The organism is Salinicola salarius (genome assembly GCF_002179555.1).
Taxonomy (GTDB): Bacteria; Pseudomonadota; Gammaproteobacteria; order Pseudomonadales; family Halomonadaceae; genus Salinicola; species Salinicola salarius_A.
Genome location: NZ_NHOU01000011.1, coordinates 42,988 through 65,017, shown reverse-complemented (window position 1 = coordinate 65,017; position 22,030 = coordinate 42,988). Strand labels below are relative to the sequence as shown.

General features: G+C 63.2%; 23 protein-coding genes. 11 read left to right on the top strand and 12 right to left on the bottom strand.

What is annotated here, in order from left to right:
• Positions 1-10: 10 nt before the first annotated feature.
• Positions 11-1,924, bottom strand: a complete 1,914-nt coding sequence (locus CCD76_RS10520; protein WP_087719479.1) for a hypothetical protein — start codon at positions 1,922-1,924, stop codon at positions 11-13.
• Between the two features lie 150 nt (positions 1,925-2,074).
• On the opposite strand from CCD76_RS10520, the gene CCD76_RS10515 reads away from it, so the two are divergent.
• The gene (locus CCD76_RS10515; RefSeq protein ID WP_087719478.1) at positions 2,075-3,895 is read left to right on the top strand and encodes an SEC-C domain-containing protein; all 1,821 of its coding nucleotides are present in this window, start codon (positions 2,075-2,077) and stop codon (positions 3,893-3,895) included.
• 59 nt (positions 3,896-3,954) lie between these two features.
• Here CCD76_RS10515 and CCD76_RS10510 read toward each other — a convergent pair whose 3' ends face one another.
• Positions 3,955-5,409 carry an AmpG family muropeptide MFS transporter gene (locus CCD76_RS10510; protein ID WP_143543275.1) on the bottom strand — a complete coding sequence of 485 codons (1,455 nt, stop codon included), beginning with the start codon at positions 5,407-5,409 and terminating at the stop codon, positions 3,955-3,957.
• Between the two features lie 231 nt (positions 5,410-5,640).
• On the opposite strand from CCD76_RS10510, the gene rfaH reads away from it, so the two are divergent.
• Both rfaH and CCD76_RS10500 read left to right on the top strand, forming a co-directional pair.
• The gene (rfaH, locus tag CCD76_RS10505) at positions 5,641-6,177 is read left to right on the top strand and encodes a transcription/translation regulatory transformer protein RfaH (protein ID WP_087719477.1); all 537 of its coding nucleotides are present in this window, start codon (positions 5,641-5,643) and stop codon (positions 6,175-6,177) included.
• 81 nt (positions 6,178-6,258) lie between these two features.
• A complete protein-coding gene (locus tag CCD76_RS10500) occupies positions 6,259-6,774 on the top strand; it encodes an FKBP-type peptidyl-prolyl cis-trans isomerase (protein WP_087719476.1) in 516 nt (171 codons plus the stop codon).
• Between the two features lie 65 nt (positions 6,775-6,839).
• On the opposite strand, the gene CCD76_RS10495 is transcribed toward CCD76_RS10500, so the two are convergent.
• Both CCD76_RS10495 and CCD76_RS10490 read right to left on the bottom strand, forming a co-directional pair.
• Entirely contained in the window at positions 6,840-7,472 is a 633-nt protein-coding gene (locus tag CCD76_RS10495) for a lytic transglycosylase domain-containing protein (protein ID WP_256961258.1), read from the bottom strand.
• 12 nt (positions 7,473-7,484) lie between these two features.
• On the bottom strand, positions 7,485-9,194 hold the full coding sequence (locus CCD76_RS10490; RefSeq protein ID WP_087719475.1) for a proline--tRNA ligase: 1,710 nt from the start codon (positions 9,192-9,194) through the stop codon (positions 7,485-7,487).
• 325 nt (positions 9,195-9,519) lie between these two features.
• Between CCD76_RS10490 and CCD76_RS10485 the strand changes: the two genes are divergently transcribed.
• Positions 9,520-10,125 (top strand): Yip1 family protein, encoded by a 606-nt coding sequence (locus CCD76_RS10485; protein ID WP_087719474.1) that lies wholly within the window; start codon positions 9,520-9,522, stop codon positions 10,123-10,125.
• A 136-nt stretch (positions 10,126-10,261) separates the two neighbouring features.
• Entirely contained in the window at positions 10,262-10,681 is a 420-nt protein-coding gene (locus CCD76_RS10480; protein WP_087719473.1) for a hypothetical protein, read from the top strand.
• 50 nt (positions 10,682-10,731) lie between these two features.
• Here CCD76_RS10480 and CCD76_RS10475 read toward each other — a convergent pair whose 3' ends face one another.
• Positions 10,732-11,922, bottom strand: a complete 1,191-nt coding sequence (locus CCD76_RS10475) for a benzoate/H(+) symporter BenE family transporter (protein ID WP_087719472.1) — start codon at positions 11,920-11,922, stop codon at positions 10,732-10,734.
• 166 nt (positions 11,923-12,088) lie between these two features.
• On the opposite strand from CCD76_RS10475, the gene CCD76_RS10470 reads away from it, so the two are divergent.
• The gene (locus CCD76_RS10470; protein ID WP_087719471.1) at positions 12,089-12,640 is read left to right on the top strand and encodes a helix-turn-helix domain-containing protein; all 552 of its coding nucleotides are present in this window, start codon (positions 12,089-12,091) and stop codon (positions 12,638-12,640) included.
• Here the strand turns inward: CCD76_RS10470 and CCD76_RS10465 are convergent.
• From CCD76_RS10465 to CCD76_RS10450, 4 genes are all read right to left on the bottom strand, one after another.
• Positions 12,622-13,584, bottom strand: a complete 963-nt coding sequence (locus CCD76_RS10465) for an N-acetylmuramoyl-L-alanine amidase (RefSeq protein WP_256961256.1) — start codon at positions 13,582-13,584, stop codon at positions 12,622-12,624. The two genes, CCD76_RS10470 and CCD76_RS10465, sit on opposite strands and share 19 nt — an antisense overlap.
• The gene (locus CCD76_RS10460) at positions 13,581-14,327 is read right to left on the bottom strand and encodes a DUF3307 domain-containing protein (RefSeq protein ID WP_087719469.1); all 747 of its coding nucleotides are present in this window, start codon (positions 14,325-14,327) and stop codon (positions 13,581-13,583) included. Before CCD76_RS10460 ends, CCD76_RS10465 begins: the two co-directional genes overlap by 4 nt.
• A complete protein-coding gene (locus tag CCD76_RS10455; RefSeq protein ID WP_087719468.1) occupies positions 14,324-14,956 on the bottom strand; it encodes a hypothetical protein in 633 nt (210 codons plus the stop codon). Before CCD76_RS10455 ends, CCD76_RS10460 begins: the two co-directional genes overlap by 4 nt.
• A 166-nt stretch (positions 14,957-15,122) precedes the next feature.
• Complete coding sequence (locus tag CCD76_RS10450) at positions 15,123-16,025, bottom strand: sensor domain-containing diguanylate cyclase (RefSeq protein WP_179208899.1); 903 nt, start codon at positions 16,023-16,025, stop codon at positions 15,123-15,125.
• A gap of 560 nt (positions 16,026-16,585) precedes the next feature.
• On the opposite strand from CCD76_RS10450, the gene CCD76_RS10445 reads away from it, so the two are divergent.
• Positions 16,586-16,966: a histone-like nucleoid-structuring protein, MvaT/MvaU family gene (locus tag CCD76_RS10445; RefSeq protein WP_087719466.1), complete on the top strand. Its 381-nt coding sequence runs from the start codon at positions 16,586-16,588 to the stop codon at positions 16,964-16,966.
• Between the two features lie 86 nt (positions 16,967-17,052).
• Here the strand turns inward: CCD76_RS10445 and CCD76_RS10440 are convergent, their stop codons facing one another.
• The 3 genes from CCD76_RS10440 to flgA form a co-directional block, all read right to left on the bottom strand.
• Positions 17,053-17,505: a flagella synthesis protein FlgN gene (locus CCD76_RS10440; protein ID WP_087719465.1), complete on the bottom strand. Its 453-nt coding sequence runs from the start codon at positions 17,503-17,505 to the stop codon at positions 17,053-17,055.
• Positions 17,506-17,539: 34 nt separating this feature from the next.
• Positions 17,540-17,812: a flagellar biosynthesis anti-sigma factor FlgM gene (flgM, locus tag CCD76_RS10435; RefSeq protein ID WP_218777018.1), complete on the bottom strand. Its 273-nt coding sequence runs from the start codon at positions 17,810-17,812 to the stop codon at positions 17,540-17,542.
• Between the two features lie 115 nt (positions 17,813-17,927).
• Positions 17,928-18,764, bottom strand: a complete 837-nt coding sequence (flgA, locus tag CCD76_RS10430; protein WP_143543274.1) for a flagellar basal body P-ring formation chaperone FlgA — start codon at positions 18,762-18,764, stop codon at positions 17,928-17,930.
• Between the two features lie 216 nt (positions 18,765-18,980).
• Here flgA and flgB point away from each other — a divergent pair, with 216 nt between their 5' ends.
• The 4 genes from flgB to flgE all read left to right on the top strand — a co-directional run bounded on the left by flgB (position 18,981) and on the right by flgE (position 21,902).
• The gene (flgB, locus tag CCD76_RS10425; protein ID WP_087719462.1) at positions 18,981-19,400 is read left to right on the top strand and encodes a flagellar basal body rod protein FlgB; all 420 of its coding nucleotides are present in this window, start codon (positions 18,981-18,983) and stop codon (positions 19,398-19,400) included.
• 4 nt (positions 19,401-19,404) lie between these two features.
• Positions 19,405-19,815, top strand: a complete 411-nt coding sequence (gene flgC, locus CCD76_RS10420; protein ID WP_087719461.1) for a flagellar basal body rod protein FlgC — start codon at positions 19,405-19,407, stop codon at positions 19,813-19,815.
• 29 nt (positions 19,816-19,844) lie between these two features.
• Positions 19,845-20,546 carry a flagellar hook assembly protein FlgD gene (locus tag CCD76_RS10415; RefSeq protein WP_087719460.1) on the top strand — a complete coding sequence of 234 codons (702 nt, stop codon included), beginning with the start codon at positions 19,845-19,847 and terminating at the stop codon, positions 20,544-20,546.
• A 63-nt stretch (positions 20,547-20,609) separates the two neighbouring features.
• Positions 20,610-21,902 (top strand): flagellar hook protein FlgE, encoded by a 1,293-nt coding sequence (gene flgE, locus CCD76_RS10410; RefSeq protein WP_087719459.1) that lies wholly within the window; start codon positions 20,610-20,612, stop codon positions 21,900-21,902.
• The last annotated feature ends 128 nt before the right edge of the window (positions 21,903-22,030 follow it).

The window sequence follows — 22,030 nt, the reverse complement described above, 5'->3', positions numbered from 1 at the left end:
CGTTCGGCGATCATTTTTCGAGATGGCGACGAGCACGAACCAGTGACCGATACCACTGGCGATGCGGCGTACCCACTGCGGGCGGCGCCATGCTGAGGTAACTGACGTTGGGCGTTTCGCCACGGTCGAGGTTGACGTTGGTCAGCATCTGCAGCGTGGCTTCCCGCGCGCCGTACTGACGCTGCAGGAACGCCATCGCTTCCGGCTCCAGCGCGACGCGGTAGTGCTTGACCAGGGCCAGGGCCAGCGACTCTGCGGTACGCGACAGGTCGGTCTCGATCTCGCGGACCATGGCGGACCCCATCGCGGCTTTCGCGGCGATCGACAGGTTGGGTTCGAGCTGGCCGAAATCCGCGGCATTGGTGCTGTTGATGGCACGCTGAACGGCCGGGCGCGAGAGGTGCACGTGGGGCTCCAGCGCCAGAAATATCTCTACTGCGACCCGCTTGGCGCTTTCCACCCCTACGCTGAGCTGCGTATCCCGCTCGGCCTGGCGCAGCCGCTCGCGCAGCGTGCCGATATTGGCCTTCTCCAGGTGTTGGCCGAGACGCTTGCACACCACCGCCTTGGCTTCGTCGTTGAGGGCGATCTTGCTCTCGCGAATGCGCAGGCCGCGCCGTCCCGGCCCCAGACGCAGGCGGGTGGTGTCGTCCGAGAGATCGGCGCTCACCGCCTCCCAGCGCTGGGCCATGCGCAGGCGATGGGCGTGGCTGCGCCCGACTTCGTTGTAGGCGCTGGAGACGCTCTTGTAGAGCTTGATCGCGTTGGTCAGCACCTCTGCCTGGTGGCGTAGCGTCTGGCGATCATCGCTGCGCCCGGTATGGATGGCGTAGGCCAGCGTCTGGATCTGTTCGCTCAGTTCGTCGATGGCCGCGACGCTGTGGGCCAGCAGGGCATCGGCACGCTGGCCGGAGACGTTCTCGGCGAGCGGGGTCACCGAATGCTCGATCAGGTAAGTATTCAGCGCCTTGAGGCGGGAGAGCCCGGTCGCCTGGGCGATGCGGTGGCGGGCGCGGGCTTCCTCGAGACTGTCGAACGCCCGGGCCAGCTTCCAGCGTCCGCGATATTCGAACGACAGCACCGGAATCTCCCGGCCGCTGATCAGTTCGAACGCCAGGATCACCATCTCTTCGACGTCCTGCAGCGTCATCAGCAGGTCGTTGTCGTGCTCGATGGCGGCCATGACCCGTTCGATGAAGTGCTCGTCGCGCGGCACACCGTAGCGCGGGTCCGGGGCGTGCCCTTCGAAGCGCTCGCGCAGCAGGGTGATCGCCACCGGCGCGAGCTCGTACAGTTCGGTGAGGCGGGGTTCGATGTCGTCGCGGTAGATCTCGACCAGATCGCTGACACGCGCGTGCAGGCCCACCCGGCGGTAGACATCGATCTGGCCGATCACGCGCGCGCTCTCGTGATCGTCCAGCAGTTCGAGCGCTGCCAGTTCGACGCCTTCCGGCGACAGGTCCTGCTTGCGCAGCAGCATGGCGGCCGCTTCACGGCGCCGGGCATCGCCCTCGAGGCTTTCAACGATGAGATTGCGCGTCGCCAGCAGCAACTCCGGCAGCGTCTTGATGACGCGCTCGATGCGACTCGAGGTCCGTTCCAGCCGTCTCCCGCCTGTCAGGTGATGCAGAAGATTGGCGATGATCCCCGCCGCGCCGGTGATGACCGTGAACGAAATGAAGAAGATGTAGTTCTCGAGCGTCGGCGCCTTGCCGTAGCCCAGCAGGTAGCCGCCCCAGGCGCCCAGCAGGGTGACCGGCCCGGCGGTCCACAGGATCTGCAGCAGGCTGACGGTCCAGGGAACTTTCTCGACCGCCGCGGTGATGCGCCGAATCTCGTCACGGCCTTCCCGTTCCAGCCTTACCTGTGGTGCATCGCTGGCGGCCGACGGCGAAGGGCGACGAAACGGAATCGGCAAGAGCACGGGCGCTCCTCTCTGGTGACGACGGTGGGTGGGTACGGCGGTCGGCTAGTCACGATAGGGCAAGCGGCGGCTAAATTATCACCCCATGCCGGCACTCGCCAGCGCCGTTGCCCGGCGTGCTAGGATGAGGCCAGAAAACGGAGGAATGCCATGCTGACAGCTTGGGTCGAACAGCTGCTGGGTTTTGCCAGCGGTGCCCTCGAGGCGATTCGCGCCAATGAATATTACCCGACGATGATGGCATGGGCCCGAGCCGAGGGGGTCGAACATTGCGGCGGCAGTCTCGATCTGGCCCAGGCGCTCGCTCCGCTCATCTGGAATCAGACCCCGCTGGTCCGGCGCGACTTCGATACCGAGCCGCTGGCGGAGCCGAAGCGGGACGAACCCTGCTGGTGCGACTCCGGACGGCTCTATCGCGACTGCTGTGCGCGAGTCGAGATGCCCAGCGTCATTCCCGGGCATCTGATGTGGATGCTGTCGCTGCGCGAGTGGCGTGGCGAGACGCTGAAGGCCGCGCTGGACAGCCGCAAGGCGCCGCCGCAGGCGCTGCTGGAAGCCGGCATCGTCTCGGCGGAGAGTGGCAACAACGGCCGCGCCCAGCAGATTCTGGAGTCGCTGTTTGCCGGCGATCGCGACTGGGAGGCGCTGGAAGAGCAGATCGAGCCGGCCTTCGAAATCCTGGTCGATCTCTATCAGGAGCGCGGCTTCCATCGCAAGCGAGCGGCATTGGTCGAGAAAGTGATGGCCGAGGGGCCGGGGTTCCTGCGGGGTGCCGCCCTCGAGCGGTTGTGCCTGATGCATCTGGACAGCGGCGATCTGGCCAGCGCGCGGGACGCCTTCCAGAGCGCCCAGCGAACCCTGCCGGATTCACCATCGCTGGCGTATATCGAGGCGATGGTACTGCTTCACGAAGGCAATGTCGGCAAGGCGCGTCAGCGCGCGGCCTTCTGGTGGCGACGGCTGTCGCGCCAGCACCACCTGGACCCGGATCAGCTCGAATTCATCGCCGAGCTGGCCGACGACCCTCAGGCGGCGCTGGCGGAGCAGGTCATCCACTCCGAGGAGGCGTTGGCCGGCCCGTTGACGGCGCTGCAGGCGCTGCTGCATACCCAGCAGCGTCCGCCCCGTCTCGAACTGACCCACTCCGAGGAAGGGGCGCTGCTGTACGAGCCCAGCTCTCGCGAGGCATCGCTCTACCGCGGCTGGGCCGATGCCTGCGAGGTCGAGATCGACGAAGATGCCGCGCTCGGGTTTCTGGGCGACCCGTGGGTAACGGCGCTGCAGTGGCTGCAGGCGCTGTGCGCCAACCCGGAATGGCTGGACGCGCCGCGCGTGATGCAGGCGCTGACCCTGGCGCTGGCCAGTCGCTTCGGCAGCCTGCCCTGGATGGTCGATACCTTCTTCACGCCGCTGGCGGAGCGCTACGGCTTCTGGCTCAACCAGCTCGAGGACGCCGGTGGCAGCTTTTCCTGGCATGATGCGGACAACGCGACGCTGCTGCGAACCGGCCTGGCGCTGGTCATCGGCATGGAGCGTGGCGCGGGGCAGGAGGCGCGGAAGCTGGCGCAGCGGCTGCTGGCGCTGGACGAGGAGGACAGCCTGGGCCTGCGCGAGCTGGTGATCGACCAGTTGCTGCGTGAGGGCAACGACGAACAGGCGCTGGCGGTCAGCGAACAGGGGCCGGAAGGAACCGAGATGCTGGGCGTGCAGATGGGCCGGGTACTGGCGCTCTATCGCCTGTCGCGTCGGGAGGACGCGCTCGCCGTGCTGCGCGAGGTCTATTCGGCCAATCCCTACATATTGCCGATCCTGTGCGAAGACCGCCCGCGGCCGGCACGGCTCGGCGACGATATGCCGGAGCCGGGCACGCGCGCGGAGGCGTGGCAGTATCGCCAGCTGATGCGCGACCAGTGGCTCGCCTCGGAGGGCGCCCTGGACTGGCTCGCCCGGCAGCGCCGGGCGCTCTCCTGAGGTTCGCCGAGAGGTTCGCCGACAACGGCCTCTTCATTTCTCATTCCTGTCCGGGCCCGTCAGCGTGTGCTGGCGGGCTCGCCGTCTTCCCGCCCGCTTTCCTGTCCGTTTTTCCGTCCGTTGTCCCGTCCTTGGGTTTTCGAGGCCGTCCCCGCTTCGTCGCCGTCACTGTTGGTATCGAGCGTCGGCAGCCGGCGGCTCAGCCACCACGCCAGCGCCACGGCCGGCAGGCCAAGCAGGCAGACAATCCCGAAGAAGCTGGCATAGCCGACATCGGCCACGACCACGCCGGAGAAGCCGCCGATGAACTTGCCGGGCAGGGTCATCAGCGAGGAAAACAGCGCGTACTGGGTGGCGGTGTAGGTGCGGGAGGTCAGGCTCGACAGGAAGGCGATGAACACCGTGCTGGCGAGGCCGTTGGCCAGGTTGTCGCCGGTGATGGCCACGATCAGCAGCGGCAGGCTGTCGCCGCCGGTGGCGAGCAGCACGAACAGCAGGTTGGTCAGTGCCACGGCCAGCGCGCCGACGATCAGCATCCGGCCCAGACCATAACGGACCACCAGCAGCCCGCCGAGAACGCCGCCGCCGATGGTCATCAGCACGCCGAAGACCTTGGTGACGCTGGCGATGTCGCTCTTGGTGAAGCCCAGACTCAGGTAGAGCGGATTGGCCATCGCCGCCATCGAGATGTCGCTGATGCGGTAGATGCCGATGAAGACCAGCAGCCACAGCGCCAGGCGGCCATAGCGCTGGAAGAAGTCTCCGATCGGGCAGACGATAGCCGCGATCAGCCAGACACCGGTCTGTCGCTGCCAGCCGGGGCGGTTCGCGCTGCGGCGGAGAAAGCGCTTCACCCGAGGATGGAACAGCACTACGGTGAGGCTCTGCGGACGCGGCGGTTCCGGGCGTACCAGCACGGTGACCATGCCGATGCCGACCAGCGCGGCCATGCTCAGATAGGCTACTGCCCAGGACGCGGCGTCGGCGATGTAGAGCGCACCGGCCCCCGCCATGACGATACCGATGCGATAGCCGATGATGTAGGTCGAAGCCATGGCGGCCTGGATTGCCGCTTCGCCGGATTCGATACGGTAGGCGTCGATGACGATGTCCTGGGTCGCCGCGCCGAAGGCGGTGAGCAGGGCGAAGGCCGCCACCAGCGGCAGGTGTCCGGCGGGATCGAGCCCGGACAGTCCCAGCAGGCCGGCGGCGATTAGCGTCTGCCCCAGCAGCATCCAGCTGCGGCGCTGGCCCAGCCAGCGCCCGACCAGCGGCAGCCTCACCCGGTCGACGATCGGCGCCCAGAACAGCTTGATCGAATAGAGCAGCCCCACCCAACTGAAAAAGCCGATGGCGGCGACTTCGACACCGCTATCCTCGAGCCAGGCGGTGAGCGTCGAGAACACCAGCAGATAGGGTAGCCCGGCGGAAAACCCCAGGAATAGCAGGGTCACCACCGGCGCCCGCAGGTAGACGCGCAAGGATGTCAGCCAGTCACGTGGCTTGCGTTGCATGCAACCTCCCAGAACCGGATCGGCACGCCGCGGGCGGACGTGTCGGATCGAAAATGGTACGCTAGATGGCCTGTCGCGTCTGGCCCGAATGCCACGCTGGCGATCTCGCGATAACGCGTGATTCTGCCTCGTCGAAACGGGCGATGACAGGGATTGTCTTTTTAAAAGGTCATGATTAATGGTCATGACCAGAGGTCGTGATCAGTGGCGGCGATCAGGGAAGGTATACCGATGACCAGTGAGTCGACGCAGGACGGCGAGTCGTTGCCACGCTGGTATGTGATCCAGTGCAAGGGCGGCGAGTCGTTTCGTGCCAGTGAACATCTCGACAACCAGGGCTACGAAGTGTTCCACCCGGTGCTCGAGGTGCAGAAGCGCCGGCGTGGCAAGCTGACCTGGGTTGCCGAGCCGCTGTTTCCGCATTACCTGTTCATCCGTCTCGATCGCGTTGCCAGCAACTGGCGGCCGATTCGCTCCACGCGGGGCGTTCTGCGGCTGGTCGGTTTCGGCCAGGAGCCGGTGTTCGTGCAGGATGCGCTAATCGATACCCTGCGCGATCGCGTCAGCGCCGATGCCAGCCGCGACCGCGCCAATGTCTACTATCGCCAGGGCGATATCGTCGAGATCACCGACGGGCCGTTTCGCGCCCTGCAGGCCGTGTTCGAGGCGCAGAAGGGTGAAGAGCGCGCCATCGTGCTGCTCAACCTGCTGCAGCAGACCCAGCGCCTCGAAGTGCCTGTCGATGCCCTGCGCAAGCACTCCTCCTAGCTGTTCGGATTCATCGACCTTCCGGCAAGCTGGCATCGTCCCTCATCCACCAAGAATTCCCATCGTCATCCTGGAGTCATCATGAGCCAGTTCGCCATCGCACCGTCTCTCGTTGCGTCCCTGCACTATGTTCTCGCGGACGAGCAAGGCCGCACCCTCGACGATTCCCGGGCACGCCAGCAGCCGCTGGAATATCTGCACGGGCACGACAATCTGTTCCCGGCGCTGGAAGCGGCACTGGTTAAGCGCCGGGCGGGCGAGCAGCTGCGCGTCACCCTGGCGCCGGTGGATACCTACGGCGAGCGCGACGAAGCGCTGGTCAGCGCCAGCCCGCGATCGGCTTTCCCGAAAGACCAGGTATTGCAGGCCGGTCAGCGCTTCCAGGCGCAGGGGCCGGACGGCCCGCGAACGGTGACGGTCGTCGAGGTCGACGAGGCGCAGGTCGCCGTGGACGCCAATCATCCGCTGGCCGGCGAGACGCTGACCTACGAGATCGAGATTCTCGAGGTACGCGAGGCGACGCGGGCCGAACTGGCCAAGGGGCATCCGCTACCGCCGGGAACCTCACATACCGAAGTCGAGGACCGCAAACGCTAGTATGTCGTGGCTAGTATGTCGTGAAGGGGCTTGCCGCCGACGCGCAGCAGATTGTGAACGGGTTCTCAGCGATCCACCCACCAGCGCGTGAACCAGGCCTGCATGACCCGTTCGGGATAGACCGTGCGGCCCAGGCTGCCGTTGTAGCGAGCCAGAGCCTGGGTCCAGTCGCCATGTTCGCGTGCCAGATAGTGAGCGAGGATGGTACAGCCGTAGCGCAGATTGGTATCGATATCGTGCAGATCGTCCTGCGGACGGCCGATCTCGGCTTTCCAGAACGGCATGACCTGCATCAGCCCCAGCGCGCCGGCCGACGAGACCGCGCTCGGTCGAAAGCGGCTCTCCACATCGATCAGCGCCAGGACCAGTTCGGGCGGCAGCTGGGCACGCCGCGCTTCGGCATGAATGCGCTCCAGCAGAGCCAGGCGGTCATGGCGTGACGGATAGGCTTCGGGCTGGCGTCGGGCCAGGCGGGATTGCATGTCCAGCAGCCACACCTGGGCATCGAAAGCATCCTCGAAGCCGTCCGGCGCCGCCATGACCCGCGACAGCGATCTCAGCAGCGCGGGGGATGGCGGCTCGCTCGGGCTGCCGGCGGGCGGCGCATTCGTCTGGGCCAGCGTCACGCCAGCCGAGAACAGGCTGGCGACGACGAGCCAGCTCGCCGTCGTCAGTGTCGCGGTGAGTCGCGCCGGCACGATCCCGCCCGATCAGGCGAACCGGGCGTCCAGGAATGCGCGAAGTTCGTCCAGCGCGACCATGGTGACTTCGCTGTCGCGGCGGCCTTTGTACTCCAGCTCGCCCTTGTCGAGACCGCGGTCGCCGATCACCAGACGATGGGGAATGCCCATCAGCTCCTGGTCGGCGAACTTGACGCCGGGGCGCAGGTCGCGGTCATCCAGCAGCACGTCGATGCCGGCGTCCGTCAGCTCCTGATAGAGCTTGTCGGCGGTCTCGCGAACCCGGTCCGACTTGTGGGCGTTCATCGGCACGATCGCCAACTGGAACGGAGCAATGGCGTCGGGCCAGATGATGCCGCCGGCGTCGTGGTTCTGCTCGATGGCTGCGGCCACCACGCGGGTGATGCCGATACCGTAACAACCCATCCAGACCGTCGTCGGCTGGCCGTTATCATCGAGTACCGTGGCGTTCATCGCCTTGGAGTACTTCTGTCCGAGCTGGAAGACGTGGCCGACCTCGATCCCGCGGGTGATCGACAGCGTGCCCTGGCCGTCCGGCGACGGGTCGCCCTCGACCACGTTGCGCAGATCGGCGACCTGCGGCAGCGGCAGGTCGCGCTCCCAGTTGATGCCGAACAGGTGGTGATCGTCGACGTTGGCGCCGGCGCCGAAGTCGCTCATCAGCGCAACGCTGTGATCGATGATCAGCGGCAGCGGCAGATCCACCGGACCCAGCGAGCCGGGGCCGGCGCCGATAGCGGCACGAATTTCCTCTTCGCTGGCCATGGTCAGCGGCGCTGCGACGGCGTCGAGGTTCTCGGCCTTGATCTCGTTGAGCTGGTGATCGCCGCGTACCATCAGCGCGATCAGCCCGCCGTCGGCGGCATGCACGATCAGCGTCTTGACGGTCTTCTCGACCGGCAGATCGAAGCCTTCGACCAGCGCGGCGATGGTGCGCACGCCCGGCGTGGGCACCTGGCGCATGGTTTCCTGCGGCGCGGCACGCTCGGCGTCCTTGGGCGGCAGCGCCTCGGCCTTCTCGATATTGGCGGCGTAGTCGGAGCCGGTGGAAAAGACCACGGCATCTTCGCCGGAGTCGGCCAGCACATGGAATTCGTGGGAGCCGGTGCCGCCGATGGAGCCGTTGTCGGCGAGTACCGGGCGGAAATCGAGACCCAGCCGGGTGAAGATCCGCACGTAGGCGTCGTACATGCGCTGATAGGACGCCTTGAGACCGGCCTCGTCGCTGTCGAACGAGTACGCGTCCTTCATGATGAACTCGCGCGAGCGCATCACGCCGAAGCGGGGGCGGATCTCGTCGCGGAATTTGGTCTGGATCTGATAGAAGTTGGTCGGCAGTTGCTTGTAGCTGCTGATCTCGCGTCGCACCAGGTCGGTGATGACCTCTTCATGGGTAGGACCGACGCAGTAGTCGCGCTGATGACGATCCTTGAGTCGCAGCAATTCCGGACCGTACTCGTCCCAGCGGCCGGACTCCTGCCACAGCTCGGCGGGCTGTACCGCCGGCATCAGCACTTCCTGCGCGCCGGCGCGATCCATCTCCTCGCGGACGATACGCTCGACCTTGCGCAGCGTTCTCACGCCCACCGGCAACCAGGTGTAGAGCCCCGATGTCAGACGGCGGATCATGCCGGCACGCAGCATCAGCTGGTGACTGACGATTTCCGCGTCCGCCGGCGTTTCCTTGAGGGTCGAGATCTGTAATTGGCTGGCACGCATTGGGTGTTCTTTCCTGTATTCATCAGCGTAAGCGGAACGCGGCATATGCTCGATATGACGTGATCTGCGGTCGTTCGTAGGGTCGCCAGTATAGAGATGCGAGCAGCGGACGGGGAAGGGCGAGCGGTAAAAACCTCCCGCGGGCACCATGGCACAGCGCCTGCCGGCTGGCGGTCTGCAACAGGCACCGAGATTGGCCTTTCCACTCTGCTGATCTTTCCTATAGTGAGGGTGAGGGCCGCATCCGGCATCGTCGGGGAGGCGAGCGGAACAGGACACCATCGGAAATCCGTCGTTGGCGGCCCGCGCCGGAGGGAGGTGTGTCATGATTCATCACGTCTGGGGACTGCTTACGCATCCCAATCGCGAGTGGCAGCAGATCCGCGGCGAAAACGAAACCGTATCGCACTTTTACGGCTCCCATGTGTTGGTGATGGCTGCCATTCCGGTGGTCTGCGCCTTCATCGGTACCACGCTGGTGGGCTGGCATTTCGGCACGACCAAAGACGGATTGGCGAAGACCGTCACTGTCGCGCCTGCAACCGCGGTACTGCTGGCGATCATCTTCTATGCGCTGATCCTGGGCGCCGTCTGGCTGATGGGCAACGTGATTCACTGGCTGGCGCGTCGCTACCCGGAGCGACCGGATCTCAGTCATTGCGTCGTGTTCGCTGGTTACATGGCAACGCCGATGTTCCTGAGCGGCGTGGTCGCGCTCTATCCGCTGATATGGCTGTGCCTGCTGGCCGGCATCGCAGGGCTCTGTTACACGGTCTATCTCGTCTATGCGGGCCTGCCATCCTTCCTGGGCATCGACCAGCACGAGGGCATGCGTGCCTCGAGTGCGGCGCTGGCGATCGGCGTTCTCGTGCTCGAGGCGCTGCTGGCGATCACCGTGCTGCTGTGGGGTTACGGCGCCTCGCTGGTCTGACTTCCACGGTTTCTCTCGACACGCGACGCCCGCCTGTATGGCGGGCGTCGTTTTGGGAGCTGGCAGCATCTGGACGCGACCCGGCTCTATGGATTAGGTTACTCCGCGTTACCTCTCCGTCACTGGGATTTCCGCGATGCAACCTCCGTTTCGACGCCTGATCGCTGGCGCTGTCGTGATCGGCCTGATTCTGCCGCTGACCGGCTGCGGCACGCTCTTCTATCCCGAGCGCAAGGGACAGCTTCAGGGGCGTATCGACCCTGGCGTGGCGATTGCCGACGGGCTGGGTCTGCTGTTGTTCATCGTGCCGGGCGTGATCGCCTATGCCGTGGATTTTTCCAACAACACCATCTATCTCCCGGGCTCCCACGAGGCCTCGATCGATCGCGTTCATTACGAGGGCCGCTTGAGCGCCGACTCGCTGGCCTCGATGATCGAGACACGTACCGGTCACGATCTCGCTGCAGAGTCGCAAGCGCCCATCGTCGAGCAGGTCGCGACGCTGGATCAGGCGGTGTCGAGAATCGAATTCGGCCCCGCAGTGCCGCCTATATGAATCGCTCCCGGCTACCTGAACGGCTCTCGACTACCTAAACGGCTCCCGAATCAGGCCGGTCGCGATTTCGGCGCCACGAGCAGCGCCAGCATGCCGGCTACCAGGCCCCAGAAGGCAGCGCCGACTCCGAACAGCGTCACGCCGGAACCGGTAACCAGGAAAGTGATCAGTGCCGGTTCGCGTTGATGCGGCTCCAGCAGGGCGCGATGAAGGCTGCCGCCGATGGTCGAGAGCAGCGCCAGCCCGGCGACCGCCAGCACCAGCGACTGGGGCAGGGCATCGAACAGCGTGCCGATCGAACCGCCGAAAAGACCCGCCAGTAAATAGAAGCCCCCTGCACAGATCGCTGCCGGATAGCGTCGGTCGGCATCGGGGTCGACATCCGGCCCCATGCAGATCGCGGCGGTAATCGCGGCCAGGCAGACGCTGAAGGCACCGAAAGGCGCCAGGAGGAGGGTGGCCAGCCCCGTCCAGATCATCAAGGGAGAAATCGGCGTGTCGTAACCCGCGGCACGCAGGGTTGCCACGCCAGGCGCGTTCTGCGAGGCCATTGTCACCACGAACAGCGGGATTCCCACGCCGATCAGGCTCGACAGCGAGAAGGTCGGCCAGATCCAATGGGGTACGCTGACGATCAGTTGCGCCTGCCGTGTATCGATTTCGCCCAGCACGCCGGCAACGCCGAGCCCTGCCATTAGCACCAGCACGATGGCGTAGCGCGGTTGCCAGCGTTTGGCGGCGAGATAGGTCAGAAACATCGACGACACCAGCACGAAGTCGCCGTTCAGCGAACCGAAGGCGTCCAGGCCGAAACGCAGGAGAACCCCCGCCAGCATGGCGGCGGCGATGGACTGCGGGATGATTTGCATCAACCTGGCGAACCAGCCGGTGATGCCGCAGATCAGGATCAGCACGGCGCTGAAGACGAAGATGCCGATCGCCTCGCTCAGCGGCAGGTCGGGAAGGCTGACGGCCAGGAGCGCGGCGCCCGGCGTCGACCACGCCGTCAGAATCGGCTGTCGATAGCGTAGCGACAAGCCGATCGAGGTGACGCCCATGGCCAGCCCCAGCGCGCTCAGCCACCCGCCGATCTGGGCCGGTGTCGCGCCGGCTGCCGCGGCCGCCTGAAAGATGATGGCCGCTGAGCTCGTATAGCCGACGAGGACCGCGACGAATCCCGCCGTGACGTGGGAGGCCGTTACCCTCGTGGCGTGCCGGTGGTCGGCCGATGGAGGTGCCATGAACGCGTTCCTTATGATCAGTAGAGTGTGCGTTATAACGCACATCGCCCGACCCCGGCAACGTGCGCTATAGCGCACGCACAATCGAGCGAGTACGATGTTCGCCATGGCGAGAGCCGGGCACGGCTCGAAATCCGGGCGATGATGGAAAACGAGCGGAGGAGAGATGGACGCGGATGTCTCGGCGATCGGCCGGTACATGAAAAAGCGGCGCGCCGAGCGTGGTTGGAGCCTATCCCGGACGGCCGATATCTGCGGGGTGAGCAAGGCGATGCTGGGGCAGATCGAGCGGGGGGAGTCGACGCCGACCATCTCCACGCTCTGGAAGATCGCCAGTGGCCTGCAGGTACCGCTATCGCGATTCCTGGTGCCCGAGGGCGTCGCGCTGCAGCGACTGAATGCGATGCCTCGCCATCACGATGCTTCGGGAATGATCGTGACTCCGCTGTTTGCGTTCGATCCGGCCCTGGGGTTCGAGATGTTCGCGATCGAGCTGCCCCAGGATACCTTGAGCGAGTCCGCGCCCCACGCCTCTGGGGTGGTGGAGCATCTGGTCGTGCTGGAAGGGCGAATGGAGCTCTTCATCGACGGTGGCTGGCAGACACTATCCGCCGGCGATGCGATCCGGTTTTCCGCGGATCAGCCCCACGCTTACCGTAATCGTCACCCGGAGCCCGCGAGAATCCACGATCTGATTCACTATCCCTTCGGTGACTGAAGCGCCGTTTCGGGCGTGAATGGATTGCCTTTCTCCGGTTTCCTGCAGCCCGTCGGTTCGGCCAGGCCGGTATCCAGCAGCGCTTGCGGCCGATAACGGGCAAGCAGTGCCCAGAGAATCGCTGCCGTCTCGTGGTCCGGCTGGCCCGAATAGTTGGCCGGGCGAAAATGCATCTGGAAGGCGCGCGTCACGTCCCGTGTCTCGTCGTCGATCATCCCGGTCGCCGTCAGGGAATAACCGTACGCGCTCAGCGCTCGTTGATATTGCGTGATCGAGGGCGAGCACTGGGCGAATTGATGACGAAAGCTGGCGATATCCTCGTCTCTCGGCCAGGCGCCGACGCCGGCATCATGCAGGCGTTTCCAGGGAAAGCGCGGGCCAGGGTCGATCTTGCGCGACGGCGCGATGTCCGAGTGTCCCAGGATGGCAGTCGGCGGCAGCCGATAGCGGCGAATCACATCCTTCGCCAAGGCGATGACCGCACGGATCTGGTCCTCGGGATAAGGCTCCCATCGCTGACCTTCGAGCGTCTCCTGCGGGCCACGGTTGACGATCTCCACGCCGATGGAGGTGTCGTTGAGCTGGGTGCGGTCTTCCCAGGCGCTGACGCCGGCATGCCAGGCGCGGTCTTTCTCGTCGACCAGTTGCCAGATCTGCGGCAGATCATCCGACAGGGAGGGGGAGCGGGGCACCAGATAGTGTGAGCTGACATCGGGCCCGAGCAGGGTGCGCATCGCCCGGGACGCCTCTGAGTCGGTGTAATGCAGAATCAGATAGCGAATGCGCTGGTTGTAGGCATCGGAGCGGTGCGCGCGGTCGGCGATATAACCGTTTCGGGTCTCCATCGTCGGTGAGCCGGCACAGCCGGCCAGTATCGTCAGTAGCATCCAGCCGGTCAGCAGACTCCTGGTGCCACGCGGATGATCCTGTCGTCGAGACTTCATAGCACACCCAGCAGATAACGGGTCAACAGACCCAGGGTAAGCGTGATCGAGAAACTCAGCATGGTGCCGAGCAGTACGTACTCGGTCAGCTTTCGATCGCGGTCTTCGTAGAGATCGCCGAAGCGAAGCACTGACTTGGCGGTCAGCAGAAAGCCGATAGCGGCCATCTGATGGCTGAGAACGAAGGTCAGAATGAGAAAGCGTTCGAGCATGCCGATCCGGGCACCCGCGTCGGCCAGCGTGCCGCGTGTGTCGACGCCTTCGCTCCAGCGCCGCATGATCAGCGCGATCAGTATCGACGCAGGGCGCAGGACCACCAGATAAGCCAGCGCGACGAGCAGCGTCCGGGGTTGCCACAATAGCGCCAGCTGGACCATCGGCACGGCCATGTCGCCGTCCACGACCCACCACCAGACGAGTCCCAGTATCAGCAGATGCAGAAACTGGTCGAGAAGGAAAAAGCGAACCCGGTGCGCCGGGGCGTAGCTCTTCAACGTATCGATCAGCCAGTGGGATGCGCCGATTCCCGAGGTGGCGATCAGTGCGCCGTGCACGCCGGTACCGAAAGCGAGCAACACGGCGAGGCTCAGCGACATGTGAATGCCGACGTGCCAGTAAAGCGATAGCGTGCGGAAATGGTGCTGCTGCTTCCGAGCCGCCCAGGTATCGCTCTGCAACAGAAAGTCGGCAATGGTGTGCGACAGCAGCAACGCCAACAGCAGCGACAGACTCGTCTCGTTCATGTCAGTGTCTCCAGGCGCTGCCGGCTGAACGCCAGAAAGTCACGGATCAGCGGCCAGCGTGCGGCACTCAGGCGCCGGTTGATCGTCGGTTGAGAACGACCCAGACGCCGGGCAAGTTCGCTTTGCGAATGGTCGGTCGTCAGATTGAAGCGAATCACTTCCGCGGCGTTATGGCTCCAGTGGCTGACGATGTCATCGGCAAACCGGATCAGCAGGTCCAGTTCGGGTTGCGGGGTCGCCAGAAACAGCCCCAGGCGTCGATCGCCCTGGCTCAACGCATCCAGCCCCTGCCCGGAACGGATGAACGCTTCGCCATCGGCATCGATGAAATTCTCGAGCGTGGGCACCGTGCCCTCGCCGATACCGACCGCGATTCTTGCGTCCCACATCTGCTGTCTGGAAGGGGAGTGCTCGATCAGGCTGGCGCGCATGATCACGGCGGCGGCGAGCGAATCCCGCGACTCGGGAATCGCCACCTGGAACGCATCCCCCCGAAACCGGGTACCCACGGCGCCCAGTGACTGTCCGAGGCGTTCGATACCGGTATCTATTGCCCGCCTAAGCTTGCGCTTGTCGCTGATATCGCGCGACGCGACGATATCCCCGCTGAGCACGCCAATCGCTGACATGAGAACCCTCATCGATAGCCGTCCATACGGTTTGGACTATAGCTTAAAAAAGCTATTTCTGCGTTTATGCGCAAATATAGCTATAGCCGCAATGGCGGTGTCGGTAGCGTCGATGAGGACAAGGTAAAGAAAAGCTGTATTTATATCCAGTATTCTACTGTAAAGATTATTGTCTCGAAGGGTCATGCGTGGATTTGGTGGACGGCTGAGGTGCCTGTGGCGCGGTGTCGGCCCCCATCAGCCTGGATGCCACCTGGTTTCTGCCCCGGGCCTTGCAGTCATAAAGCGCCTCATCGGCATGAGCGATCATGTCGTCGATATCGACCAGCAAGCCATGAGGGCTGGTGGCCACCCCGACGCTGACGGTGACCACGGAAGCCACCGAGGAATATTCGTGAGGAATGCCCAGCGCCTGAATCATGGCGCGCATGGCATCGGCCAGCGCCCAGGCTTCGTCCTTGTCGGCATTGATCAGCAGTACCAGGAACTCTTCGCCACCCAGGCGTACCACCACATCGGTTTCTCGACGGAAGGTGTCTTTCAGCACGCCAGCGATATCCACGAGGCATACATCGCCGGCCGGGTGGCCGTAGTGGTCGTTGAATGCCTTGAAGTGATCGACATCGATCATCATCGCCGACACCGTGCAGCTCAGGCGCCGGCTGAGAGGGATGAGCACGTCGAGCTGGCTTTCCAGCATGCGCCGGTTGCCGAGTCCGGTCAGTGGATCGTTCAGCGTCTGTTCCAGCAGAGCGGCATGGTCGCTTCTCGACTCTTCGATCAGTTTTTGCAAATTCTGCGTCAGCAAGCCCACGGCGTCGGAGCGGCGGGAGAGATCGAAGGGCACCTGCTGCGGCATGTCGCGGAATTCATGCGCAAAACGCACGTGATCCGCTAGCCGCCTGACCGGGGCCAGTAGTCGACGATTAAGCAGCCAGAGACTGGCAACCAGGCCCGACAGCCCACTGACGAGGCAGACCAGCACGGCAATCATGAATGGCCCGCCGGCGCTAACCAGCCAAGCCGCGCCCAGCATCAACAGCGAGGAGCCCAGCCAGATTCCAGCCAATTCCACTATCGTACGGGTCGATAAGCGACTTTTCTTTTTTGTCATGTCCTGAACCGATGTCCTGGTCATCGAAAACGCCTGGCCTCGCTAGATAGCCGGAACTCGAATTCATTCATAGGGAACCTGAAGTGAATCGAGTCTTCCGTTCAATGGCGACGGCAGGCGGGGGCGGGATTGTAGCTCACTCAAGATACGCATAACCAATTAGATATCATTGATTTAGGTTGCGCTTATTCATCGCTATTTGCAGCAGGGAATTTCTAGGCTTCACCGTGTCCTGAAATTACCGTTCAGACTCCTCGATGCCTGTGGTTCTATCCGAGCTGTTCTCCTCCTTGCGCATTGAGATTGGGGTGAAGTAAATAACACGAACGGGGGCAATGGATGGAATGACACCTTTGCGATGCCGGGGGTAGATATTACGCTAAGTCATTAACGACCCATTGGTTAAATAAATACTGGTAATCGTTTCGCTTTAAAAAACATTTCGGCAAGACTTGAAAGTTTTTAAATATCCGCAATAATGTCCACGCTTAAACCAATCCGCAACGGACCAACGAATGTCTCTACTTAGCGATTACGTCAAGAAAGAACAGCTCCTGAAGCAGCTTGAAGAAGAGCTGAAGCGGATGGAGGGTGATCAACGTCTGAAGTCCGAACTCGAGTTCAAGGAGAAGCTCGAAGCCTTGATGGCGGAGTACGGTAAGACAACGCGTGACGTCATCGAATTGTTGAACCCGAAATCTGACAACGCCCAGCCCGCGGCTGCGCAAACCGGATCGACCGGTAGCCGCCGCAAGCGCAAGCTCAAGATTTACAAGAACCCCAACACCGGGGAAGTCGTCGAGACACGCGGTGGCAATCACAAGACCTTGAAAGCGTGGAAAGACGAACACGGTAGCGACGCCGTCGAATCCTGGGTCGTCAGAACGGAAGACTGAGCGCCTTTTCCTTCTTCATGCGCTTGGCCAAAGAACCCTCCGCCGTTGTCTCGGCGGAGGGTTTCGTATTTAGCGGTTCTCTGACCTCAAGCCTTGGAGCTGATGCCGCCGAAGCCGTTGTGGCGGGACTCGCCCTTGGGTCCGTAGACGCTGCCCCCGATGGCGCGGTTCAGAAAATCGATGGCCTGTTGATTGTGCTCCAGCCGCGTGGAGATGATGTGGCCATTGAGGCGATTGGTCCGACGGACCTGCTCTGCCAGTTCTCGAATCCGCTGCCAGGTTTCATGCTTGTCCAGTGACAGGGCAAACTGCTCCGCGCCCCGACTTCCCATGCCGAATCCTTGCGATTGCTGATGCTCTCGCCGGAGACTCTCGATCCGGTCGAGGTCATTCAGCTGCTGTTGCTTGAGCGTGGCCAATTCACCGAGACGCTCTCCATCGGCCCTGCCGGCACCGAGACAGCTGGCCTCCGCATCGAGTGTTTCCGCGAGCGCTTGCAACAGGGTCTGTTGTTCGGCAATCAATTCAGCTGGCGTCATGCAGAATTCCTGAAACTGGACCTGAAGTCAGGGATTATTCACCCAACATATTGCGAACGCTCTGGACCAGACCGTCCGCGATCTTGCTGGTATCGAGTTCGAGCCGGCCTTCGGAGATCGCCTGGCGGATATCGTTGACACGGGCAGTATCGATATCTCCGCTCTCGTCGCCCCTCGGGATCTGGCTCAACGTTGTCCTGGAGCCGGCCGTCGTCTTGGCGGCTCCCAGCGACTCCGCGCTTTTGCGCTGCTCGGCGGCCTCGTTCTGGGGCGGGCGAGTCAGCGGTTGCGTTTGATCGATTTTCAAGGTCATTACCTCATGGCTGGATGCACAATCACGTACTTGCTTACGTTATCGGCAAGGCCAGCGGAAGCTGAACGAAATTCGAACAGAGATTTGTTAAAAAAATTATCTGGACGGCTCACAGGTCGACGCGCAGCCGATCCTGTCCCGTCACTCTTCCCTGTAGAATCTGATCATCCTCCGTCTTGAGGCGAATGGTGCTGCCTAATTCACCGTTATCCAGCGCCTCGACGCTGCGACTGATGCGAAACCCCTGGCCCACGGCGGTCAGTACGACCGTATCACCGCGTTTCACCATCCACGGCTTTCTGATCATGTTGTCGGTCAGCGTTGCTCCGGTCGGGATGCGTCGCGTGGCAACCCTGCCGACCGCCTGGTCGAGATCATCGAGGTAGCCGCGGCGCAGGCGGGAAATATCCGCCTCCTGCCAATCCAGCATCGTCGCATCGATCCGTTGACCGGGATCAATCGGCTGGAGTGCGACCAGGTGGCGAACTATCGCCGAAACCGTGGCCTGCAGATAGCGCGTCCGGCTGCCGTCGCTGCCGCAATGAACGCCTACCGTAACCCGGCCTTGAGGCACGCCGGGGCGCGGCAGAAACGGCTGCGGTGTCGAGCAGTCGCCGAGGTCGACACCGCTTTCCCGAATATCGATCGTCACCTGGTCGCCGAGAGGGGCAGTGCGCTCCTTGAGGAACTGCCGCACGCTGGCGACGACGGCCTCGGAGGATTCACCCGCCGGTTCCGCGCGGGCGATCGAAGGAAGCGGCAGCAACGATAGCGCGAAAAGCAGCGCCATCAGCGTGGCGGCGCCGGCTCGGAGCACGAGCCGTCGAGACGGTCGATGTTTCAACCGGGTACGCGGGAACGCTTCTGTCGGATCGGCACGCATATCACGGGTCTCGGGCTGTTCGCGGATCTCGTGGGGCTGTTCTCGGGGCTGGGTCCATGTCACGGATCCAGGTCACGGATCCAGGACCAAGCGCGTCCCGGCACAGCGTGTCGGTGGACGCAATCCCCCACGTTGGAAAACGATTGTAGGCGTGCCCGTCATCGAGCATTGATGAAAATGGCGCGCAATTGACGGTCTGTTTACGGGTTTGAATCGCGCCGCCCGCCGCTATTCTCCATCCTGTCAATTTTCCAGCGAACGCCATCCGAGGTGCACGGCATGTTCGACAAGTTGGATAACGCGCTGCGCTTCCAGCAGGAGGCCATCAATCTGCGCGCAGAGCGTCAGCAGGTACTGGCCAACAACATCGCCAATGCCGATACGCCCAATTTCAAAGCGCGGGATTTCGATTTTCGCGCGGAACTGGATCGGGTCATGGAGCAGGGGCGCAGCGAGGGCTCCGGTGGGCTGTCGCTGGCGCGGACGTCCGCACGGCATATTCCGGGGCAGGCATCCGGCGGGGCGGGCGTTCAGGATCTGCTCTACCGCATTCCCGATCAGCCGAGCCTCGATGGCAACACGGTCGATATGGATCGGGAGCGCTCGGCCTTTGCCGACAACTCGCTCCGCTATCAGGCGGACGTCACTTTCGTCAGCCGCAAGATCCAGGGGCTGAAGAAAGCCATGCAGCCGGAGTAACACGATGTCCATGTTCAGTGTATTCGATATTTCCGGTTCGGCGCTGTCGGCCAATTCACAGCGCATGAACGTCACCGCGAGCAACCTCGCCAATGCCGATAGCGTCGCCGGCCCCGATGGGGAGCCCTACCACGCCAGGCAGGTCATGTTCCAGGCGCTGAGCCAGCAGGGCGGCGGCACGGGCGGCGTTCGCGTTACCGGCGTGGTCGAGGACGACGTCACGCCGATGCGCATGGAGTACCGTCCCGGCCATCCGCTGGCCGACGATCAGGGCTACGTGCAGATGCCCAATGTCGACCCGGTCAACGAGATGGTCGACATGATCGCAGCCTCCCGCTCTTACCAAGCCAACGTCGAGGTCATGAATACCGCCAAGACGCTGATGACCAAAACTCTCACCATCGGCGAAGGCTGATCGGTGTCGGGCCACATCAAGGAGATGTCATGTCCAGTCCGGTGATCGGTAGCAGTACGTTAGCCAATATCAATGACACGGCCGCCAGCAGCGCCACCACGGGAATGGAGTCCGGCAGCGAGCTCAACGATCGCTTCATGACGCTGCTGGTCACCCAGTTGAAGAATCAGGATCCGACCAGTCCGATGGAAAACTCGGACATGACCGCGCAACTGGCGCAGATCAGTACCGTCAGTGGTATCGAAGAGCTCAACGACAGCCTTACCAGAATCAACGACCAGATCGACGCAGGGCAGGCGCTGCAGGCGACGGCGTTGATCGGCCAGGGCGTGATGGTGCCGGGCAACGAGATCCTGGTGGGGTCGACCGGTGACACGGGAGGCGTGGTCGCGACGCCGATCGGCGTGAATCTGGATAGCGCCGTCGAGGATCTGCAGATCGATATTCGCGGCCCCAGCGGCGAGATCATCGACAGCTTGTCCACCGGTCCGCTCGAGGCCGGCGTGCACAGCTTCAACTGGGATGGCGAGTTGGCTGACGGCTCCAGCGCCTCCACCGACAGTATCTATACCGCCTCCCTGACAGCGACGGTGGGAGACGAGACATACGCACCGGCAGCCCTGAATTACGCCCTGGTCAATGGCGTGATCCAGGGTGCCAGTGGACCGCAACTAGACTTGGGACCTGCTCGGGATCCCGTGGCGCTCTCGGAAGTGCGTCAGATTCTCTGAGCAAAGCATTGACGACACGAAACCGCTTGAGCGTACGCAACCGATAAACGTAGGGGATGAATCATGGGCTTTTCACAGGCATTGAGCGGCGTCAACGCCGCTTCCCAGCAGTTGGATGTCATCGGCAACAACATTTCCAACTCGCAGACCAAAGGCTTCAAGAGCGGGTCGGTCCAGTTCTCCGACGTCTTCGCCAACAGCGCCGTCGGTCTGGGTACCCGGGTTTCCGGCATTCTGCAGGACTTCAGCAGCGGCAGCCTGGAAGCCACCGGGCGCAACCTGGATATCGCCATCGCCGGTGACGGCTTCCTGCGCTTCCAGCAGGAAGGCCAGGTGGGCTACTCGCGTAATGGCCAGTTGACGATGACCGCGGACGGCTACCTGGAAAATGCCCAGGGCGCGCGGCTGATGGGTTACGGGCTGGCTGATGCCACCGATGTCAACTCCGGCGTCGTTACCGGTGGCCAGCCGGGCGTGCTCAACATCCCTGCGGCCGACATGCCGGCCAGCGCGACGGGCGCCACCGGCACCGGTATCAACATCCTGCTCAACCTGGATTCCGCCACGGTCGCCGACGATACCTCGACGGCGGTTCTATATGACAACCTCAATGCGAAGACCATCGAGGATACGGACCAGCAGACCTCTATCGCCTACAACTACTCCACCAGCTTCACCGTCTACGATTCCCAGGGCGCGCAGCATAACGCGACGCTATATTTCCAGAAGACCGGTGAAAATACTTGGGATGCACGCACGGCGCTCGATGGCGTTTTGACGGATCAGACGCTCGCTGCAACTTTCGATAATGACGGCAAGCTGGCGACGATCGACGGCGAGGATGCCACGGACAACCCAGTCATCTGGCCAACGTTATCATTCGATGCCAACGAGCTCGGTGACGGCGTCGATCCGATCAATGCCACTTTCAACATGGCGGGCAGCACGCAGTTCGCTGGTGACTCCACCGTCAAGAGCCTGGCGCAGGATGGCTATTCCGCCGGCGCGCTGGTCGGCATCAGCTTCGCTGACGACGGCACCATCGTCGGTAACTACTCCAACGAGAAGACCGTCGATCTTGGCCAGATTGCCCTGGCCACCTTCCGTAACCCCGAGGGTTTGACGCCTTCCGGCGACAACCTGTTCGCGGCGACGGCGGCCTCCGGTAACGAACTGCTGGGCATTGCAGGTACCGGCACGCTGGGCTCGATCGAGTCCGAAACGCTGGAGGCCTCCAACGTCGATCTGACGCAGGAGCTGGTCAACCTGATCATTGCGCAGCGCAACTATCAGGCCAACACCAACTCGATCCGTACCCAGTCCGAAGTCATGGACCAGATCGCGCAGCTGCGCTGATAGTTCTGTCGCCAACAGCAGTGGCGTTGCCGGTCGCGAGTCGGCCGGCAACGATCCCGCTTCGATAGGCCGGGTTCGATAGATACGATTTCGGCAAGCACTGTTTCGATAGCCACGGTTTCGAAAGG

What these genes read in the sequence shown, in the direction of transcription:
- CCD76_RS10465 (WP_256961256.1), bottom strand. Translation starts at nt 13,584, where the DNA reads ATGAAGTCTCGACGACAGGATCATCCGCGTGGCACCAGGAGTCTGCTG.
- CCD76_RS10510 (WP_143543275.1), bottom strand. Translation starts at nt 5,409, where the DNA reads ATGCAACGCAAGCCACGTGACTGGCTGACATCCTTGCGCGTCTACCTG.
- CCD76_RS10415 (WP_087719460.1), top strand. Translation starts at nt 19,845, where the DNA reads ATGTCCAGTCCGGTGATCGGTAGCAGTACGTTAGCCAATATCAATGAC.
- CCD76_RS10460 (WP_087719469.1), bottom strand. Translation starts at nt 14,327, where the DNA reads ATGAACGAGACGAGTCTGTCGCTGCTGTTGGCGTTGCTGCTGTCGCAC.
- CCD76_RS10500 (WP_087719476.1), top strand. Translation starts at nt 6,259, where the DNA reads ATGAGCCAGTTCGCCATCGCACCGTCTCTCGTTGCGTCCCTGCACTAT.
- CCD76_RS10475 (WP_087719472.1), bottom strand. Translation starts at nt 11,922, where the DNA reads ATGGCACCTCCATCGGCCGACCACCGGCACGCCACGAGGGTAACGGCC.
- CCD76_RS10470 (WP_087719471.1), top strand. Translation starts at nt 12,089, where the DNA reads ATGGACGCGGATGTCTCGGCGATCGGCCGGTACATGAAAAAGCGGCGC.
- CCD76_RS10440 (WP_087719465.1), bottom strand. Translation starts at nt 17,505, where the DNA reads ATGACGCCAGCTGAATTGATTGCCGAACAACAGACCCTGTTGCAAGCG.
- CCD76_RS10445 (WP_087719466.1), top strand. Translation starts at nt 16,586, where the DNA reads ATGTCTCTACTTAGCGATTACGTCAAGAAAGAACAGCTCCTGAAGCAG.
- CCD76_RS10485 (WP_087719474.1), top strand. Translation starts at nt 9,520, where the DNA reads ATGATTCATCACGTCTGGGGACTGCTTACGCATCCCAATCGCGAGTGG.
- CCD76_RS10455 (WP_087719468.1), bottom strand. Translation starts at nt 14,956, where the DNA reads ATGTCAGCGATTGGCGTGCTCAGCGGGGATATCGTCGCGTCGCGCGAT.
- CCD76_RS10515 (WP_087719478.1), top strand. Translation starts at nt 2,075, where the DNA reads ATGCTGACAGCTTGGGTCGAACAGCTGCTGGGTTTTGCCAGCGGTGCC.
- CCD76_RS10490 (WP_087719475.1), bottom strand. Translation starts at nt 9,194, where the DNA reads ATGCGTGCCAGCCAATTACAGATCTCGACCCTCAAGGAAACGCCGGCG.
- CCD76_RS10480 (WP_087719473.1), top strand. Translation starts at nt 10,262, where the DNA reads ATGCAACCTCCGTTTCGACGCCTGATCGCTGGCGCTGTCGTGATCGGC.
- flgC (WP_087719461.1), top strand. Translation starts at nt 19,405, where the DNA reads ATGTCCATGTTCAGTGTATTCGATATTTCCGGTTCGGCGCTGTCGGCC.
- rfaH (WP_087719477.1), top strand. Translation starts at nt 5,641, where the DNA reads ATGACCAGTGAGTCGACGCAGGACGGCGAGTCGTTGCCACGCTGGTAT.
- flgE (WP_087719459.1), top strand. Translation starts at nt 20,610, where the DNA reads ATGGGCTTTTCACAGGCATTGAGCGGCGTCAACGCCGCTTCCCAGCAG.
- flgB (WP_087719462.1), top strand. Translation starts at nt 18,981, where the DNA reads ATGTTCGACAAGTTGGATAACGCGCTGCGCTTCCAGCAGGAGGCCATC.